14 protein-coding genes are annotated in these 16,267 nt (G+C 72.3%); 6 read left to right on the forward strand and 8 right to left on the reverse strand.

The window, feature by feature from the left end; translation table 11 throughout:
- The first annotated feature begins 34 nt into the window (after positions 1–34).
- The gene (locus ACIRHA_RS17000) at positions 35–949 is read left to right on the forward strand and encodes a LysR family transcriptional regulator (RefSeq protein ID WP_403845817.1); all 915 of its coding nucleotides are present in this window, start codon (positions 35–37) and stop codon (positions 947–949) included.
- A 70-nt stretch (positions 950–1,019) separates the two neighbouring features.
- Positions 1,020–2,087 carry a tartrate dehydrogenase gene (locus ACIRHA_RS17005; protein WP_403845819.1) on the forward strand — a complete coding sequence of 356 codons (1,068 nt, stop codon included), beginning with the start codon at positions 1,020–1,022 and terminating at the stop codon, positions 2,085–2,087.
- Positions 2,088–2,174: 87 nt separating this feature from the next.
- Here the strand turns inward: ACIRHA_RS17005 and ACIRHA_RS17010 are convergent, their stop codons facing one another.
- On the reverse strand, positions 2,175–2,627 hold the full coding sequence (locus ACIRHA_RS17010) for a hypothetical protein (protein ID WP_403845821.1): 453 nt from the start codon (positions 2,625–2,627) through the stop codon (positions 2,175–2,177).
- 380 nt (positions 2,628–3,007) lie between these two features.
- On the opposite strand from ACIRHA_RS17010, the gene ACIRHA_RS17015 reads away from it, so the two are divergent.
- On the forward strand, positions 3,008–4,507 hold the full coding sequence (locus ACIRHA_RS17015; RefSeq protein ID WP_403846504.1) for a translation initiation factor 2: 1,500 nt from the start codon (positions 3,008–3,010) through the stop codon (positions 4,505–4,507).
- Here ACIRHA_RS17015 and ACIRHA_RS17020 read toward each other — a convergent pair.
- Both ACIRHA_RS17020 and ACIRHA_RS17025 read right to left on the reverse strand, forming a co-directional pair.
- Positions 4,504–6,468 carry a hypothetical protein gene (locus tag ACIRHA_RS17020; RefSeq protein ID WP_403845823.1) on the reverse strand — a complete coding sequence of 655 codons (1,965 nt, stop codon included), beginning with the start codon at positions 6,466–6,468 and terminating at the stop codon, positions 4,504–4,506. The genes ACIRHA_RS17015 and ACIRHA_RS17020 overlap by 4 nt on opposite strands.
- A gap of 106 nt (positions 6,469–6,574) precedes the next feature.
- The gene (locus ACIRHA_RS17025) at positions 6,575–7,156 is read right to left on the reverse strand and encodes a TetR/AcrR family transcriptional regulator (protein WP_403845826.1); all 582 of its coding nucleotides are present in this window, start codon (positions 7,154–7,156) and stop codon (positions 6,575–6,577) included.
- A gap of 105 nt (positions 7,157–7,261) precedes the next feature.
- Here ACIRHA_RS17025 and ACIRHA_RS17030 point away from each other — a divergent pair, with 105 nt between their 5' ends.
- Positions 7,262–8,143, forward strand: a complete 882-nt coding sequence (locus ACIRHA_RS17030) for an SDR family oxidoreductase (protein WP_403845829.1) — start codon at positions 7,262–7,264, stop codon at positions 8,141–8,143.
- Between the two features lie 24 nt (positions 8,144–8,167).
- Here the strand turns inward: ACIRHA_RS17030 and ACIRHA_RS17035 are convergent, their stop codons facing one another.
- Both ACIRHA_RS17035 and ACIRHA_RS17040 read right to left on the reverse strand, forming a co-directional pair.
- On the reverse strand, positions 8,168–9,481 hold the full coding sequence (locus ACIRHA_RS17035; RefSeq protein WP_403845832.1) for an amidohydrolase: 1,314 nt from the start codon (positions 9,479–9,481) through the stop codon (positions 8,168–8,170).
- Positions 9,482–9,517: 36 nt separating this feature from the next.
- A complete protein-coding gene (locus tag ACIRHA_RS17040; RefSeq protein ID WP_403845835.1) occupies positions 9,518–10,792 on the reverse strand; it encodes an MFS transporter in 1,275 nt (424 codons plus the stop codon).
- A 158-nt stretch (positions 10,793–10,950) separates the two neighbouring features.
- Between ACIRHA_RS17040 and ACIRHA_RS17045 the strand changes: the two genes are divergently transcribed.
- Complete coding sequence (locus ACIRHA_RS17045) at positions 10,951–12,105, forward strand: Lrp/AsnC family transcriptional regulator (RefSeq protein ID WP_403845837.1); 1,155 nt, start codon at positions 10,951–10,953, stop codon at positions 12,103–12,105.
- 18 nt (positions 12,106–12,123) lie between these two features.
- Here the strand turns inward: ACIRHA_RS17045 and ACIRHA_RS17050 are convergent, their stop codons facing one another.
- Positions 12,124–13,176, reverse strand: a complete 1,053-nt coding sequence (locus ACIRHA_RS17050; protein ID WP_403845839.1) for an alcohol dehydrogenase catalytic domain-containing protein — start codon at positions 13,174–13,176, stop codon at positions 12,124–12,126.
- On the reverse strand, positions 13,173–13,661 hold the full coding sequence (locus ACIRHA_RS17055) for a DUF4334 domain-containing protein (RefSeq protein ID WP_403845842.1): 489 nt from the start codon (positions 13,659–13,661) through the stop codon (positions 13,173–13,175). Before ACIRHA_RS17055 ends, ACIRHA_RS17050 begins: the two co-directional genes overlap by 4 nt.
- Positions 13,662–13,816: 155 nt before the next feature.
- Here ACIRHA_RS17055 and ACIRHA_RS17060 point away from each other — a divergent pair, with 155 nt between their 5' ends.
- A complete protein-coding gene (locus ACIRHA_RS17060) occupies positions 13,817–15,025 on the forward strand; it encodes an oxygenase MpaB family protein (RefSeq protein ID WP_403845845.1) in 1,209 nt (402 codons plus the stop codon).
- A 31-nt stretch (positions 15,026–15,056) separates the two neighbouring features.
- Here ACIRHA_RS17060 and ACIRHA_RS17065 read toward each other — a convergent pair whose 3' ends face one another.
- Positions 15,057–16,223 carry a TetR/AcrR family transcriptional regulator gene (locus ACIRHA_RS17065; protein ID WP_403845848.1) on the reverse strand — a complete coding sequence of 389 codons (1,167 nt, stop codon included), beginning with the start codon at positions 16,221–16,223 and terminating at the stop codon, positions 15,057–15,059.
- Between the last annotated feature and the right edge of the window lie 44 nt (positions 16,224–16,267).

Here is a 16,267-nt window from a genome sequence, read left to right on the forward strand (position 1 = left end):
TCGAACGACCAGTCGCAGGAGAACGTGAGAACGCATGGACGTACGGCAGTTGCGCCATTTCCTGGCCGTCGTGGACCACGGCAGCGTGCACCGGGCCGCCAAGCACCTCTTCGTGGCGCAGCCGTCGGTGACCCAGACCATCCGCCGCCTGGAGGCCGCGCTCGGGACCAGCCTGTTTCTGCGGCAGGGGCGGGGCCTGGTCCTGAGTCCCTCGGGTGCGGCCCTGGTCGGCCCCGCCCGGGAAGTGGTGCGCTCGCTCGACGTGGCCCGGGAGTCGGTCATGGCCGTGGACGGGCTGCGGGGCGGGCAGCTGCGGATCGCGTCCATGCCGTCCCAGGTCGTCAGCCCGCTGACCGGCCTCATCGCCGCGTACTCCGAAGCGTATCCGCAGGTGCAGGTGGCGGTGGTGGCCGCCGCCCGGCCGGACGATGTCCGCGACGCGCTCGGCAGAGGTGTCGCGGAGGTGGGTGTGCTCGCCGCGGCCGGTGCGCACGAGGCGTACGCAGATCTGGACCGGGTTCCCATCGAGACGCAGTCGTTCGTGCTCGTGGCACGCGACGACGCCGACCTGCCCAAAGGCGAACACCCGCTCTCCGTCGACGAGTTGCCCGCGTTGCGGCTCATCGCAGGCCAGCCGGGGACGGGCATGCGCCGCGTCGCCGATGCCATCGTCGCCGCGACCGACTCCCGTATCGCGGTCGAGATCGAGCATCGTGAGGGGCTGCTCCCACTGGTCATGGCGGGTGTGGGGGTGGCCGTGGTCGCCGACTCGTGGCGCCCGCTGGCCGACACGGTCGGGCTGCGTGTGCGCAGGCTCGCCATCGAGGACACGCTCGACGTCGGCCTCGTGTGGCGCAGACACCGGCTGAGCCCGGCGGCCGCGGCCTTCATCGACGTGATCGAGAGGTCGCGCACCGACAGGCGCGAGGGGGATCCGGCGAACCGATAGGCGAGCGTTATCGAACGAGCTGCAAACGCGTCTTGGACAGCCCCGGACGCCACGGCATTCCATGGTCACCATGACGACCACTCGCCACCGCATCGCTCTCATCCCTGGTGACGGCATCGGCACCGAGGTGCTGCCGCCCGCCTGCGCCGTCCTCGACGCCGTCGGCAAGCGCCACGGACTCGCCTTCTCCTACGACTCGTTCGACTGGTCCTGCGAGCGGTACCTCGCCGAGGGCGCCATGATGCCGGAGGACGGCCTGGACCGGATCCGCCACCACGACGCGGTCCTGCTCGGCGCGGTCGGCTGGCCGGGGGTGCCGGACCATGTCTCCCTCTGGGGACTGCTCATCCCCATCCGCCGCCAGTTCCGCCAGTACGTGAATCTGCGCCCGATCAAGGTGCTCGACGGCGTCCCGAGCCCGGTGGCGAAGGCGGGCGCGGACGTGGACTTCGTCGTCGTGCGCGAGAACGTCGAGGGCGAGTACTCGGAGATCGGCGGGCGCCTCAACCGCGGGTTCCCCAACGAGATGGCCGTCCAGGAAGCGGTGTTCACCCGCCCCGGTGTCGAGCGCATCCTCGACTACGCGTTCACCGCCGCGCAGCGACGCGCTGGTCACCTGGTCTCGGCGACCAAGTCGAACGGCATCGTGCACACCATGCCGTTCTGGGACGAGCTGGTGCGCGAGGCCGGTCAACGGTTCCCGGACGTCGAGTGGCGGCAGGAACACATCGACGCGCTCGTCGCGAAGATCGTGCTCGACCCGTCCCGCTACGACGTGATCGTCGGCTCCAACCTCTTCGGCGACATCCTCTCCGACCTCGCGGCCGCCGTAGCGGGCAGCATCGGCATCGCGCCCGCGGCCAACCTCAACCCCGAGCGCGAGTACCCCTCGATGTTCGAGCCCGTCCACGGCTCGGCCCCCGACATCGCGGGCCGTGGCACCGCCAACCCGCTCGGCGCGATCTGGTGCGCCTCGATGATGCTCGACCACCTCGGCCACCCCGAGGCCGCGACCGAGGTCTTCGAGGCGTTCGCGTCCGTCCTCGCGACGACGGACGCGCGCACGGCCGACCTGGGCGGAACGGCGACCACGAAGGAGTTCACGCAGCTCGTACTCGCGGCCATCGCGGACCGCTGACCGCCTCTCCTCGTGTCCGGCCCGTGCTCCACCACGCGCTCGTCCGCGCGAGCCGGCCGCCACGACCGGCCGGGGCACGACTCCCCCTCAGCCGTTCAAGTCCTCCCGCGCGGCCGCGATGAACGCGTCCTTCGCGCGCCGCAGATCGTCCTGTGTGTCATGGCGGCGCAGCGCGTCGACGACCGCCACCGCCGCCTCGGCGACCGCCGGAGGCCCCTCCAGGGCCACCGCGCTCGACGCCCGGTACAGGCGCGGTTCGTCGTCGGCGGTGCCGAGGCCCGTGCGTGCGGCGACGATGCCGCTCTCGGCTGCCGCCAGGAACTCCGCGTACGTCGTGCGCCGCGCCTCACGGGCCGCGCGCTGCTCGTCGGCGCCGAGCGTCATCCGGACCGAGCTGAGCAGCGCGTCGGCCTGCCGGTCGCCGGAGTGCCGTGCCGCTTCGGCCTGGCGGATGCCGGCCGAGCGGCCGTACCAGCCCGTCACGACGCTGCCCGCGATCGCCGACCCCGCGGCGATCAACGCGACTCCCCAGTCACTCATCCCCCGACACACCCTCCCCGGCTCCCGCGCCCGGTTCGCCCCGAACGCTCGAAGGTAGGATCGGATCATGTCGCCGGACGACGCACAAGAACCAGGCCCCATCTGCGAAAACGACATCGCAGACGCCGCGCCCCCACTAGAATTGACAATTTACGGGCGACGGGCGACGGGCGACGGGCGACGGGCGACGGGCGACAGGCGACAGCGGTGACCGAGGTGGCCGGCAGCGGACCGTTCTTCTCGCCGCGCGGTCGGCCGTAGCGCTCTACCGCCTCCTTGACGTGCTTCCCGCCCTCGCGGGCGACGACCGCGTCACCCGCTGCTTCACCCTCGTCCCGGGCTCGGACTTCGGCGCAGACGCGCTGGCCGCCATCGAGCGGATGGGCGCGCGCACCGTGCCGTGGAGCGAGGCCTGTGCACGGTCGTACGACCTGGTCATCGCCGCGAGTCCCAAGGGTGACCTGGGGCGGCTGCGGGGGCCGCACGTTCTGCTGCCGCACGGAGCCGGGTTCAACAAGACGATTCCGTACGAGGGTTCGGCCGACTCCGCGTCCGGCCTCGACCCGGTGCACCTGAGCCGCCCGGAAGGCTCCGCGCCGGTCGCCCTGCACGCCCTGGCCCACCCCGACCAGCTCACCCGCCTCACGAAGGTGGCCCCGCAGGCGGCGCGGAGCGCGAAGGTCATCGGCGACCCCACGCTGGAGCGCGTCCTCGCCTCGCGCACCCACCGCGACCGCTACCGGGCCGCGCTCGGCACGGGGCCGCGCACACTCATCGCGCTCGCTTCCACGTGGGGACCCGAGTCACTCATCCAGCGCCACCCGGGTCTTGCGGCGCGGCTGGCCACTCAACTCCCCTATGACGAGTACCAGTTGGCACTCATCGTGCACCCCAACGAGTGGAGCCGACTCGGCGCGTTCGAACTCGGGCAGCGGCTCGAACCCGCCCTCGCGGCCGGGATGCTGCTGCCGCACCCGCGCGACGAGTGGGCGTCGGTCCTGGTCGCGGCGGACGCCCTGGTCACCGACCACGGTTCGGCGGCCCTGTACTACGCCGCCGCCGAGGACAGGCCCGTCGTCGCAGCCTGCCGGGGCGGCGACGAACTCCTTCCAGGCAGTCCCATGGACGTACTCCTGGGCGGAGTACCGGAGTTGGGCCTTGCACATGACCTGCCGGCAGCCCTGCGTGCGTACCGTCCGGGTCGCGCCGCCGAGGCCGCCCGAGCCGCGTTCGCCCACCGTCACGACGCCCTGCTGCGGCTGCGCGACGAGCTCTACGCCCTGCTCGACCTCGCCCCGCGGACGCTCCCCGCCGTCACGCCTCTGCCACTCCCCGGCCCGCCGAGCCGGACGCCTTCCGCCTTCGATGTGCACGCCGAGTTCACCGAGGACGGCGTCGTCATCACCCGACACCCGGCCGGGACGGGGACACCGGGACATCACCTCGCCGTGGAGCTGGGAGCGGCGAGCGGGCAACTCGTCCGCTCCGCGGGCCTCTTGTATCGGCGAGCACAGGCCGGCCCCGCCGACGCGGCGGGCCTCGCCCGAACCTTCGACGGCTGGGCACAGCGGACCTTGTCCGAGTGGCCGGGATGCCGGACGGCCGCCGCCGTCCTGCCCACAGGGAACTGCCTGCTGCGGGTACGCGGGCACGAGCGGCCGTACGTCCTCGAAGCCGAGCCCTTCGTCCACGACGAGGCCGGTCTCGTCGCCCGCGTGGATCCGGCCGCCGCCGTATCGGCCGCACACGCGTGGCTGGCCAGGAACACCACCGCAGCCCGGACCCCTCCCGGGACCACGCTGACCTGCGTGATCGGCGAGCGCTCGTTCCCCGTCCACCTGCGGCCCGCCACGCCCGGCGAGACCCAACAGCCGGTCTAGCCCAGGCCGTTTCGGCGACGGATCTCGCGCGCGGACCGCCGGTGGCCCTCCGCCTCCGCGGGCCGACCGTCCGCGCTCGCCAGGTCCGCGAGGGCATCGCGCACACGGGCCTCGTCGAACCCGGATTCCCGCTCTTGCGCGCTCGCCAGGGACTCCTCGTACAGGCGCTGCGCCTCGACCCTTCGGCCGAGTTGGGCGAGCACGCCGGCCAGCGCGAAGCCCGTACGGCGTGTCATGCGTTCACGCCCCAGCTCGCGAGCGGCGTCGTGCGCCTCGGCGAGCAGGCGGTGTGCGGTCTCCGTGGCACCGAGGCACGCCAGGGCCTCGCCCATGCGGTAGGTCTGGAGCATGACGCCGTACGGGTTGGGGATCGCACGGTGTGCGTCGCGGGACGCCTCGAAGTCCCTTGCCGCTTCCGCCCAATTGCCTTGCGCGCTCTTCAGCATGCCCTGGAACTCGACGACGGAGGCGGCGAGTTTGCGCTCCGGCACTGCTGCGCCGAGCAGGCGGGCGGCCGATGCCGCCGCGTCGAGTTCGTCCGCTGCCGCCGCGTACTCCGACATCTCCCACAGCTGCCGGGCGAGTTGGCAACGCGTGCGCACCAGCCACGCGGCGCTCCCGCCGTCACGGACCGCCGCGTCGCGCGCCAGCTTCAGCGCGTCGACGGCCTCGGGCTGCCCCGGGTGGTCCAGGGCGTACGTCCACAGGGGCTCCGACAGGGCCACCGCCTCGGCGTCCATTCCGAGGGCGTGGGCGAGGCGTACGCAGGCGAACAAGGTGTGCCGTTCGGCGAAGAGCCACTTGGTGGCGGCCGTAGCGGCGTCCGGGAGCGGTACGTCGGGGGCGTCGGGCACGGGCGCGACGCGGTCCGTCACGACCAGTCGGGGTCCGGCCGCGATCAGGTCGGCCAGCTGAGCCTGGCGTACGTACCAGCGCAGCACCCGGATCCTGGCGTCCTGTGCCTCGCCCGCCGCCGCGTCGCGGCGCGATCTGCGCAGGGCGTGCGCGTGCAGGGGGCCGGGGAGCCTCATGCGTCCGTCGCGGGCGCGCAGGTCGAGGACTCCGGCACGGTCCAGTTCTTCGAGTGCCTCTTCGCAGGCCTCGGCGCCCAGGCCGAGGAGGGCGGTGGCCGAGTCCGGTGTGAAGGTGGCGCCGGGGTGGTGGGGCAGCAGCCGGTACAGGCAAGCCGCGTCGTCGGACAGGGCGTCGTACGCCGTGTCCCAGACCCGCTCGACCCCGGGTACGCCCTTCTCGCCCCACTCTCCCCGGAGTTCGTCGATCAGGCGGGGCAGGGGCCGCAGTCGGCGGGAGCGGATCCAGCGGCCGGCGACGTGCAGGGCGGTCGGCAGGCCGTCGCAGAGGCCGATGAGCGCGCGCACGGCCGCCGGGTCGGTGGCGAGCCGGTCGTCGCGGACGATCAGGTCGAGGAGTTCGCCCGCCGCCTGTTCCGTCAGCGGTTGCAGTGGCATGCCGACCGCCGCGCCGTCCTCCAGGTCGTACAGGGGCCCGTGGCTGGCGACGATCACGAGGCTCGCGCCGGAGGCCGGGAGCAGCGGGACGAGTTCGGACGCGTAGCGGACGTTGTCGACGATCAGTACCAGCTTCCGGTCCGCCGTCATGCTCCAGTACTGCTTGCACCGCGCCTTGAACTGGCGTGCCACCAGAGCGGTTTCGACGTTCAGGGACCGCAACAGCTGCGTGAGTACGTCGCCGGGGTCGAGCACGCCGTCGAGCCGGAAGTCGTCGAGGTCCACCGTGAGGACGCCGTCGGGGTACCGGTCGCGCACCGTGCGGGCGATGACGTACGCGAGCTCCGACTTGCCGAGCCCGGCAGGGCCGCTCAACGACATCACCAGCGGCCGGGACCGGCCCCGCCAGTCCTCCACCGCGCGCAGTGCCCGCTCCCGCTCGTCGTGACGGTTCACGAAATGCACCGGCTCCGGCGGAAGTTCGATCCTCACGGGCTCCCTCTCAGCAGCATCGTCCGGTTCAACTGGGCTTGCCGCCAGGAACTTTACTAGCCCGGACCGACGAAACTGCGGAGCCGCGTGCGGAACTGGGGAGCCGCTAGCGAAGCCCCGTCGCCGCCGCGCGCAGTTCGTCGAGCGCGGCCAGCACGAGGGGTGCCAGGTCGCCGGGGACCTCGTCGCGGGAGGGGTCGGCCCATTCGGTGAAGCCGAGCTTGAAGGCGAGTACGCCGAGTTCCGCGGCGACCTGCGCCGTGGGTTCGGGGACGTCGCGGCGGCGCAACGCCCCGACCATGGCGGCGGCCATGCCGATGCTCTTCAGCGCGTTGCGCTCCTGGAGTTCCTCGTTCGCCTCGATCGCCGCGTGCAGCAGCGGGCTCAGCTCGCGGTTGAACGAGGTCATCTCGCCGCATGCGCGTTCAAGGCCCGCCGCGACGGCCGCGATCGGCGTCGCGTCGTCGGAGGCTCCGGAGACGCCCTCGACCAGCAGGCGACTGAGGGTCTTCTGGCCCGCCGTGAGGATCTCCCGCTTGTCGGCGAAGTGCCGGTGGAACGTGCTGCGGGTGAGGCCGGCGCGCTCGGCGATCTGGGCGACCGTCGTGTCGTCGTAGCCCTGCTCGGCGAACAGGGTGAGCGCCGCCACGGACAGGCGCTGCCGGGCATCCGGCTTCCATCTCGGCATACGACCATCCTAAGTGATGCGACACATGTCGCATCGCCGGGTGTACCGTGATTGGTGATGCGACACATGTCGCATCACCAAACCCCTCGCACCTGGGAGTCCGCCATGCGCGTCTTCATCACCGGCGGTACGGGCCTGATCGGCTCGGCCGTCGTCGCGGAACTGCTCGCCGCAGGTCATGCGGTCACCGCCCTCGCCCGCTCCGACGCCTCGGCGAAGAAGGCCACGGAGGCCGGCGCGGAGGTGGTCCGCGGCGGTCTCACCGATCTCGATGTGCTGCGCACCGGCGCGCAGCAGGCGGACGGCGTCGTCCACCTCGCCTTCAGCAACGACTTCAGCTCGCCGGAGGCGCTCGCTCGTGCGGTGGCCGAGGAGGGCGCCGCGCTCGGCGCGCTCGGTGATGCCCTCGTCGGTACGGACCGGCCGCTGGTCACCGTGTCGGGCACACCGCACGCCGTGGGGCGGGCCTCGACCGAAAAGGATCCGCTGTCCACCGACGGGGCCGTCGGCGGGCGCAGCGTATCGGTGCAGCGCGCTCTCGACCTCGCCTCGCGCGGGGTGCGCAGCTCGGCGATCCGGCTGCCGCGCACCGTGCACAACGAGGGCGACGGCGGATTCGCCGGACTGCTCACCCAGATCGCCCGCCGGACCGGCGTCGCCGGCTACCCCGGGGACGGCACGCAGCGCTGGCCCGCCGTGCACGCGCTCGACGCCGCCGTCCTGTTCCGGCTCGTCCTGGAGAAGGCTCCCGCCGGCACGGCATGGCACGCCGTCGCCGACGAGGGCGATGCCGTACGGGACATCACCGCGGTCATCGGGCGGCGGCTCGGCCTCCCGTCCGAGTCCGTGCCGGAGGAGAGCTTCGGTCCGCTCGGGCCGATCTTCGCGACCGACCAGCCGTCGAGCAGCGCGCTCACCCGCGCCGCTCTCGGCTGGCAGCCGACCCACCCTGGTCTGCTCGAGGATCTGGAGAAGATCGAGCCCTGACACACCGGGCCGGCCGGCGCGCGCTCAGCCCTGCGGGCCGTTGAACTCGGCGGCCACCGCGCGCAGCCCGCGCACCCCGTACTCGATGACCGGCTCGGCCTGCGGGCCGAAGCGCGGCGAGTGGTTGCCGGGAATGCCGGGACGCGCCCGCGTCGGGTCCTCGCCCTCGTAGAGCTTGGGGTCGAGGCTGCCCCACATCCAGAACACCGAGGGGCAGTCGAGGGTCGTGCCGAAGACGCCGAAGTCCTCGCTGCCGGAGAGCGGGCGCGCCATGTGCTGCGTTCCCTCCTCGCCGTACACGGTCAGCAGGGCGGCGCGGGCGCGCTCGGTGGCCTCGTCGTCGTTGACGGTGAGCGGGAAGGCGTTGAGCGGTTCGAACTCCGGCTCGCGCGGGGCTCCCGCGGTCTCGGCCTCGCCGCGGACGATCCGCTCGATCGCGGCGAGGACCCGCTCGCGTACCTCGGGATCGAAGGTCCGGACGTTGATCTTGAGTTCGGCGCTGTCCGGGATGATGTTCTCCTTGTGACCTGCCCGGAACGAGCCGACCGTCACCACGGCCGCGTCCTGGGCGGCGATCTCCCGGGACACCACCGTCTGCAGCCGGGTCACCACGTGCGCGCCGAGCACGATCGGGTCGACCGTCAGCTCGGGCTGGGAGCCGTGTCCCCCGGAGCCGAACAGGCGGACGCGGAAGCTGTCCGCGGCCGACATGGTCGTACCGGGGCGCAGCGCCACCGTCCCTGTGGGCAGCGGGCTGACGTGCTGGCCGAGGCAGACGTCCGGGCGCGGGAAGCGGTCCGCGAAGCCGTCGTCGACCATGGCCTGTGCGCCCGCCGCGATCTCCTCGCCGGGCTGGAAGACGGCGAGCAGCGTGCCGCTCCAGGTGGTGCGGTCCGCCGCGTACAGGGCGGTCGCGCCGAGCAGCGCGGTGACGTGGTGGTCGTGGCCGCAGCCGTGCATCACCGGTACCTCGTGGCCGTCGGGCCCCGTCGCGGTGTCGGTCGAGGCGTACGGCAGGCCCGTGTCCTCGGCCAGCGGCAGCCCGTCGGTGTCGGCGCGGAGCAGGACCGTGGGGCCCTCGCCGTTGGTGAGCGTGCCGACGACACCGGTGGTGCCGACGTGCTCCGTGACCTCCCAGCCCTGCGCGCGCAGCACGGTCGCGATGATCGCGGCGGTGCGGGTCTCGTGCATCGACAGCTCGGGGTGGGCGTGCAGGTCCCGGTAGAGCTCGCCGAGGGCCGGCAGCAGCTGCGGCAGCCCCTCGTCGGCGGGGGTGCCGGCGGGCAGCGTGAGCCGAGCGGGGTCGACCGGGCAGGCGGGAGACGTGGAGGTGGTCATGCGGCAAAGCTCCTTCGCTGAGTTGGGGAGGAGTGGTCAGTCCCGGACGGCCGGGCCGAGCCGGGAGCGCAGGGCATCGGAGGTCTGCGGGGCGATCAGTGCGAGGCCGGCGGTGAGCGCCGCGCCGAGGGCAAGGACGGCGAAGGCGACGGTGAACGAGTAGGTGTCCGCCAGATATCCCATCAGCATCGGCACCAGGATGCCCGCGGACTGGCCGCCGAAGTTGATCATTCCGGAAGCCGCGCCGCTCAGTCTTGTCGACAGCGTCCGCAGCGGCACAGCGAAGATCGGCGTGAAGCAGAACGTGCAGGTGGCCATGGCGAGACACAGCAGCGTCTCGAACGCCACCAGGCTTTTGACCTGCGTCATCGCCAGCACCGCCACGCCGGCGACGGCCATGGACGGCGCGACCAGGACCGCGGGACGGCCCTTCAGCCTGTCCGCGCACCAGCCGCTGAGAATCATGGCCAGGCCGCCGACGAGCGCGGGCAGCGCGGTGAGCAGGCCCGAATTCCCCAACGAGAGCCCGCGCTCGGTCTGCAGATACGAGGGCACCCAGGAGTTGAGGCCCCAGACGAGCATGCCGTAGCCGAACAGCATCCCCACGTACAGCCACATCGCCGGGGTGGCGAGCAGCGCACGCGTTCCGCCGCCGCCCTCCGCGGCCTCCGTCCGCTCGGTCGGCCGCGCCGGGGGCAGCAGGAGTTGTACGAGGACGAAGGTCACGACGCCGAGTCCCGCGACGGCGTAGAACGACATGCGCCAGCCCCACAGGGCGATGACGGGTCCCGCGATCAGCGGCGCGACGACCGCGCCGAAGGAGTTGGACGAGGAGATCCAGCCGCTCGCCGTCATCCGCTCGCGGGGTCCGGTGCGTTCGGCGACGGTCTTCATCGCGGCGGCGGGGAAGATGCCCTGCCCGGCGCCGAACAGCACGCGGATCGCGACGAGCGCGGCGAACGACCAGGCGGTCCCGGTCAGCGCCGTGAACACCGACCAGACGAGCATCGCCCACAGCAGGATCCGCTTGGATCCGAACCGGTCGGCGAGCAGCCCGCCGGGGATCTGGCACGCGGCGTAGGCGAGGAAGAACGCGGAGAGGACCATGCCCTGTTGAGTGCGGTCGATGCCGAACTCGGTGCCGATGTGCGGCAGCGCGAGGTTGATCACGAGCCGGTCGATGTAGTCGACGATCCAGGCAAGGAACAGCAGGCCGACGGTCGTCTTCGCGGCCCGGTCGAGCCGGACCCGGCCCTTGTCCGGTCCGGGGTGCCCGGCGGGTGTGTCGGTCGATGTACTGGTGGCGCTCACGGCGGCTCCACGGTGTGTCGCGACGGGGAGTGGGCGCGCACGCCTGAACCTGCGAACGGGTCCACGTCCGGGCAGGCGCGCACCTCCGCACGGCGGGCGTCCGCCGCTGGGCCGGGGCCGCCGCACGGGTGAGTACGAGTGGCCCCACAATGGTCGCCATGCCATCCGCCCCCGCACCGATGCCGGAATCCATCGCCCTACAGGCGCAGGATTCCGTCTCCCCGGATTCCGACATGTGCGACTCCGCCACGGTCGACGTGTACGACTCCGCCACCGCCGACGTGTACGACCTCGACGAGACGGACATGGCGCTCGTCGACGCCCTGCAGACCAGCCCGCGTGCCCCCTGGTCGCGGATCGGCGCGGTTCTCGGCATCGACGCCACCACCGCCGCCCGCCGTTGGGACCGGTTGCGCGCCTCCGGGCTCGCCTGGAGCACCGCGTACGAGGCGTGGGAGCGGCACGGGCGGGGGCAGCGCCTCTGCATGGCCTTCGCCGATGTGGCCGTGGCCCCCGGCAGTCTGGCCGCTGCCACGGAGGCGGCGTGCGCGGACCCGCGCGTGGCCAGTGTCGAACGCACCACCGGGGGCGGCAGCACCGGCACCGACGGCGCCCTCTTCCTCACGCTGTCCTGCTCCGGAACGGCGGCTCTGACGCGCTTCGCCGACGGCCCGCTCGCCGGGCTGCCGGGCGTGCGCGACGTCCAACTCTCCGTGGTGCTGCACAGTTACCGGGAGGGCGCGGACTGGAAGGTGCACGCGCTCGACCGCGGGCAGCGCTCCCGCCTGGCGTCCGCCGTGGCGGCCGGGGCCGCGGCCGCGCAGCACGGCGACGCCGACCGTGCGCTGCTCCGTGCCCTGTCCCGCGACGCCCGCCGCCCCTACAGCGAGCTCGCCCGGGACACCGGTACCAGCGAGGCGACGGTCCGCCGCCGGCTGGCCCGGATGCTGGCCTCGGGCCAGGTCAGGATCCGCTGCGACGTGTCCCACCTGGCCGCGGGCCGACCGGTCATCGGCACGTACCGGCTCGCCGTGCCCTCCGCCGAACTCGACGCGGCGGGGCACCTGGTGGCCGCGCTACCCGGTGTCCGGCTGTGCATGGCGGTGACCGGCGAGGCCAATCTGCTGGTGTCGACGTGGGCGCGCTCGCTGAGCGACGCCGCCGGCTTCGAGGTCCGTCTCGGCTCCAGGCTGCCCGGTGCCCGAATCCTGCGCCGTGATGTCACCCTGCTGACCGCCAAGCGGATGGGCCGCCTGCTGGACGACGACGGGCGCGCCCGGGGGCACGTCCCGGTGGACCATCGCTCGTCCTGAGCCGCCCCCGTCATCCCCTCAACTCCCCGGCAGCAGGACGGCTTTCAGCGCCCGCCCCTCCCTCTGCTCAGCCACCGCCCTATCGAACTCCCCAAGCCCGTACGTCGTCACCAGCTCGTCCAGCGGCAGCCGCCCCTTCTCGTAGCGCCCGATCAACTCCGGCACGAGCTGCGCCGGTTCCGCGTCCCCCTCGACGCAGCCCCGGAGTTGGAGCCCCCGCAGCATCACGTCCCGCACGTCGATCTCGGCCCTGGCGGGGCCGAGGCCGACCACGGCGAGCGTGCCGCGTGGCCGGAGCAGCGCGAGGGCGCGGGTCAGCAGCTCCGGGCGGCCGGTGGTGTCGAGGGCGTGCGTCACCGAGGGCAGCGGGTCGTCCAGGGAGGCGACCGCCGACGCCCCGAAGCGGGTGGCCAGTTCGCGGCGCGCGGCCACCGGCTCCGCCACGACGACCTCCACGCCCTCGGACAGCGCGGTCAGCACCGCCGCGCCGCCGACCGCGCCCGCCCCGACCACCAGGAGCCGATCGCCGGGCCCCGGCCGCAGGACGTTGAGGACCGCGCCCGCCCCGGCCAGGAATCCGCAGCCCAGCGGGGCGGCGACCCACGGTGGTGTGTCGCCGACCGGCACGCAGGAGCGGGCGTCGACGAGCGCGGCCGTGGCGAAGGACGACTGGCCGAAGAAGGAGCCGAAGACCGGGACGCCGTCCACGCGGATCGTGGCTGTGCCGTCCGGGCGTCGCCCCGAGTTGTTGAGGGTGGTCGCGAGCGCGCAGTAGGCCGGATGTCCCGACCGGCACTGCGCGCAGCGGCCGCAGTGCGCGAACGACAGTACGACCCGGTCCCCCGCCTCAAGGCCCGCGACCTCCGCCCCGAGGCGCTCGACGATGCCGCAGCCCTCGTGACCGAGCACCGCCGGGCGGTCGCCGAGCCCCTTGCGCGTGGCGAGGTCGGTGTGGCACACCCCCACCGCCTCGATCCGGACGAGCACCTCGTGCGGACGCGGGTCGTCGAGCTCGGCCTCGACGAGTGCGGTGGGCGCGGCCCCACGGGACAGCAGTACCGAGGCCTTCATGCACGGTCCGGGGTTTCGCGTTCCAGGCCGAAGTAGAAGTGCCTGCCGTCCGCGAGCACGACGCCGGGCTTGCCGTTCATCACGCCCATGAGCGTGGTGTCGTCGACCCGCTTGAAGTGGTCGAACACGGGCATCCCGTCGTACACCATCGTGGCGGTCACCTCGCCACGGAACTCGACGTTCCACAGACTGGCCTCGCCACGCCCCGACGTGGTGTCGGAGTAGAGGCTGCCGTCCTCGGCGCGGCAGATCAGCGGCTTCGCGTCGTCGAGCGCGTCGAACCGCTTGCCGTGCCAACGGCTGGCGGCCAGCACCTTCTCGATGGGGTGGCCGGTCAGGAAGGCGAAGCCGCGCCAGGAGCCGATGAGCGAGGTCGCCTCCACCGTCTCCAAGTCGGCCCACAGGGCGTCGAGTTCCGCCGGGTCCACCAGTCCGTCCACCGCGCGGAGGGCCTTCCACCGTTCGTCCGCCTGATCCGTGACCATGTGGGCTCTCCTCGCTCTTGTCGATGACTGCGCGCCTCGCTATGTTAATCAGAAATCACATCCTGGAACAAGATTTAAAGCGTGGCGGAGACCTCAACCCCCAGCACATCCGGGCTTGTTGAACCGCCTGGCCAACCAGGGAAGCGAGTAAGTCAATGACAAATCTGAGCCGCAGAAACATCCTGTCGCTCGGTGCCGCGCTGGGACTCGTGGGCGCGACGGGTACCGCCACCAACGCCTGGGCCTGGTCGCCGACCGGCTCGGTCGCGGGCTCCGGAGCGGGTACCGACCCCGAGTACGTGTGGGACGACGAGATCGACCCGCTGATGGCCAAGATCATCACCAGCGGTCAGGTCCCCGCCGTGAACAAGGCGATGGCGTCGTGGGTGAACAACGACGACCCGCTGCCCAGCGGTCTTCCGGCCGAACTCACCACATACCTTCAGGGGGTCAACAAGCTCCCCTCCTGGGCGGATCCGAAGAAGCTGGCCCGCGCCGCCGACTTCAACCGGCGCAAGGACACCTACCTGTTCCTGCTCTACGGGCTCGGCAGCGGGATCATGAGCACGGTGATCCCGCGCGAGGCGAAGAGCGTCTACTGGTCCGCGGGCGGCGCCGACATGCAGGACCGCGCGGCCAAGACGTTCACGTTCGGCTACGACCTGGCCGAGCTGAAGGGCTTCGATCCCGAGGGCCAGTTCATCGTCACCGCCAACAAGACGCGTCTGGTGCACGCCGCGGTGCGGCACATGCTGCCGCAGTCGCCGCACTGGTCGGCGGTCGCGGACCAGAAGATCCCGATCAGCAACGCCGACATCCTGGTCACCTTCCACAGCCTCGGCACGTTCGTGCGCAGGAAGCTGCTCGAGTGGAAGGTCCCGTTCCCGGCCGAGGACCAGGAGGCCTTCCTGCACAGCTGGCAGGTCGCCCTGCACCTGCTCGGCGTGCGGACCGAGTACATCCCCAAGTCGTGGGACGAGGCGGACAAGCAGTCGGCGCAGGTGCTCACACCGATCCTCTCCCCCACCACCGAGGGCATCGAACTGGCCGAGGACCTGCTCGGGTTGACCGCGCAGATCGACCTCGGTGTCACGCGCGGATTCCTCAACGAGTTCGTGCGCTACGTCCTCAGCAACGAGATCGGCGACTGGCTGGGGCTCAAGCGCGACTACGCGTCGGCGACCCTGATCCGCACCGTGTGGCCGGCCTTCATCCTCTTCCGTGAAGGGCTGAACCCCGTCGCGCCCAGCGCGTTCTACATGTTCGACCAGTTCGTCCGCGCGCTCGCCATGGCGTTCCTGAACAAGGGCGAGTCGGGGAAGACCACACCCATCGTGATCCCAACGCACAACCGGCAGGACTGACACCCCTCGCACGGGCGTTGGGGCTCTCCGCTCAGAGTCCCAGCGCCCGAACCACCAGTCCCGCCACCGTGGCCCGGTGCTCAGCACTGTCCCGCCACCGCATGCGCCGCCCGGCCTCGACCACGACGCCGAACCCGGCGTGCACCAGGACGCGGGCCTGACGCGGGTCGAGTTCGGGGCGCGCCGCCCTCAACTGCTGTTCCCATACGGCGATGTGCTCGCGCTGCGCCAGCGTCAAGGGCCGCTGCAGCTCGGCCGGAAGGCCGACGAACTCGGCCTCGGCGACGCTCGTCAGCGCGGTGTGCTCGAAGCTGTAGGCCACGTACGTGGCCGCCAGCGCCGCCACCGCCTCGTGCGGGTCGGCCGTCCCCTCCAGGTTCTGGTCCACCGCCTGGGCGAGCAGCCCCGCGGCTTGCAGGCAGGCCGCCGCCAGGATGTCGACCTTGCCCGGGTAGTGGCGGTAGAGCGCGGACGGGGCCAGCCCCACCGCCTCGGCGATCTGGCCGTTCGTGACGTTGGCGAACCCGTCGCGCGCGAACAGCGGGACGGCGGCCGCGAGGATCTCCGCCCGCCGTGAGCGCGCCACCGGGAGGTCAGGGAGCGCGATGGCGCGCCCCCTGAGGGGAACGGTCGGCGCGGGGTCCGCGGCGACCAGGCGGAGCGCGCACGTCAACAGCAGCTCCTCGGCCCGGCGTTGGGCGATGGACGTGCGGTGCATCGTGATCGAACCGATGGCGCCGAGCGCCGCCACGACCCGCAACTCCGCGCGCTCCCCCGGGTGTTCGCGGCGCACCGCCTCGGTCACCCGCCCGACGACGCGCGCGAACTTGCCGCGGAGCAGTCTGCGGTCCTCGTGGTTGAGGTACCGGGCCTCCCACCGGTACACACCGCCCTCCGCCCGGCGCTTCACGGTGATCCGGACGAGGGACCTGAGCAGCTCCGCCGCATCGGCCTCGGGCGGCAGCTCGTCGAGCGTGGCGACGAGCCCGTCCACCATGGCGTGCGCGCACTCGGAGAACAGCGCGTACTTGTTCGGGAAGTGCCGGTACAGGGCCGCCGCGGTGATGCCCACACCCGAGGCGATCTCCTCCATGGACGCCGCGTGGTAGCCGCGCTCGCTGAAGAGCCGTCCGGCCGCCTCGACGATCAGCTGCCTGCGGTTGCGGGGACGCGTGGCGGGCATCGGCTCCGCGGTCATGACCGGGCCGGCGAGTGCGGGGACAGAGACAGGGGCGGGGCCAT

It is taken from the genome of Streptomyces sp. NPDC102360, assembly GCF_044766085.1.
Lineage (GTDB): Bacteria > Actinomycetota > Actinomycetes > Streptomycetales > Streptomycetaceae > Streptomyces.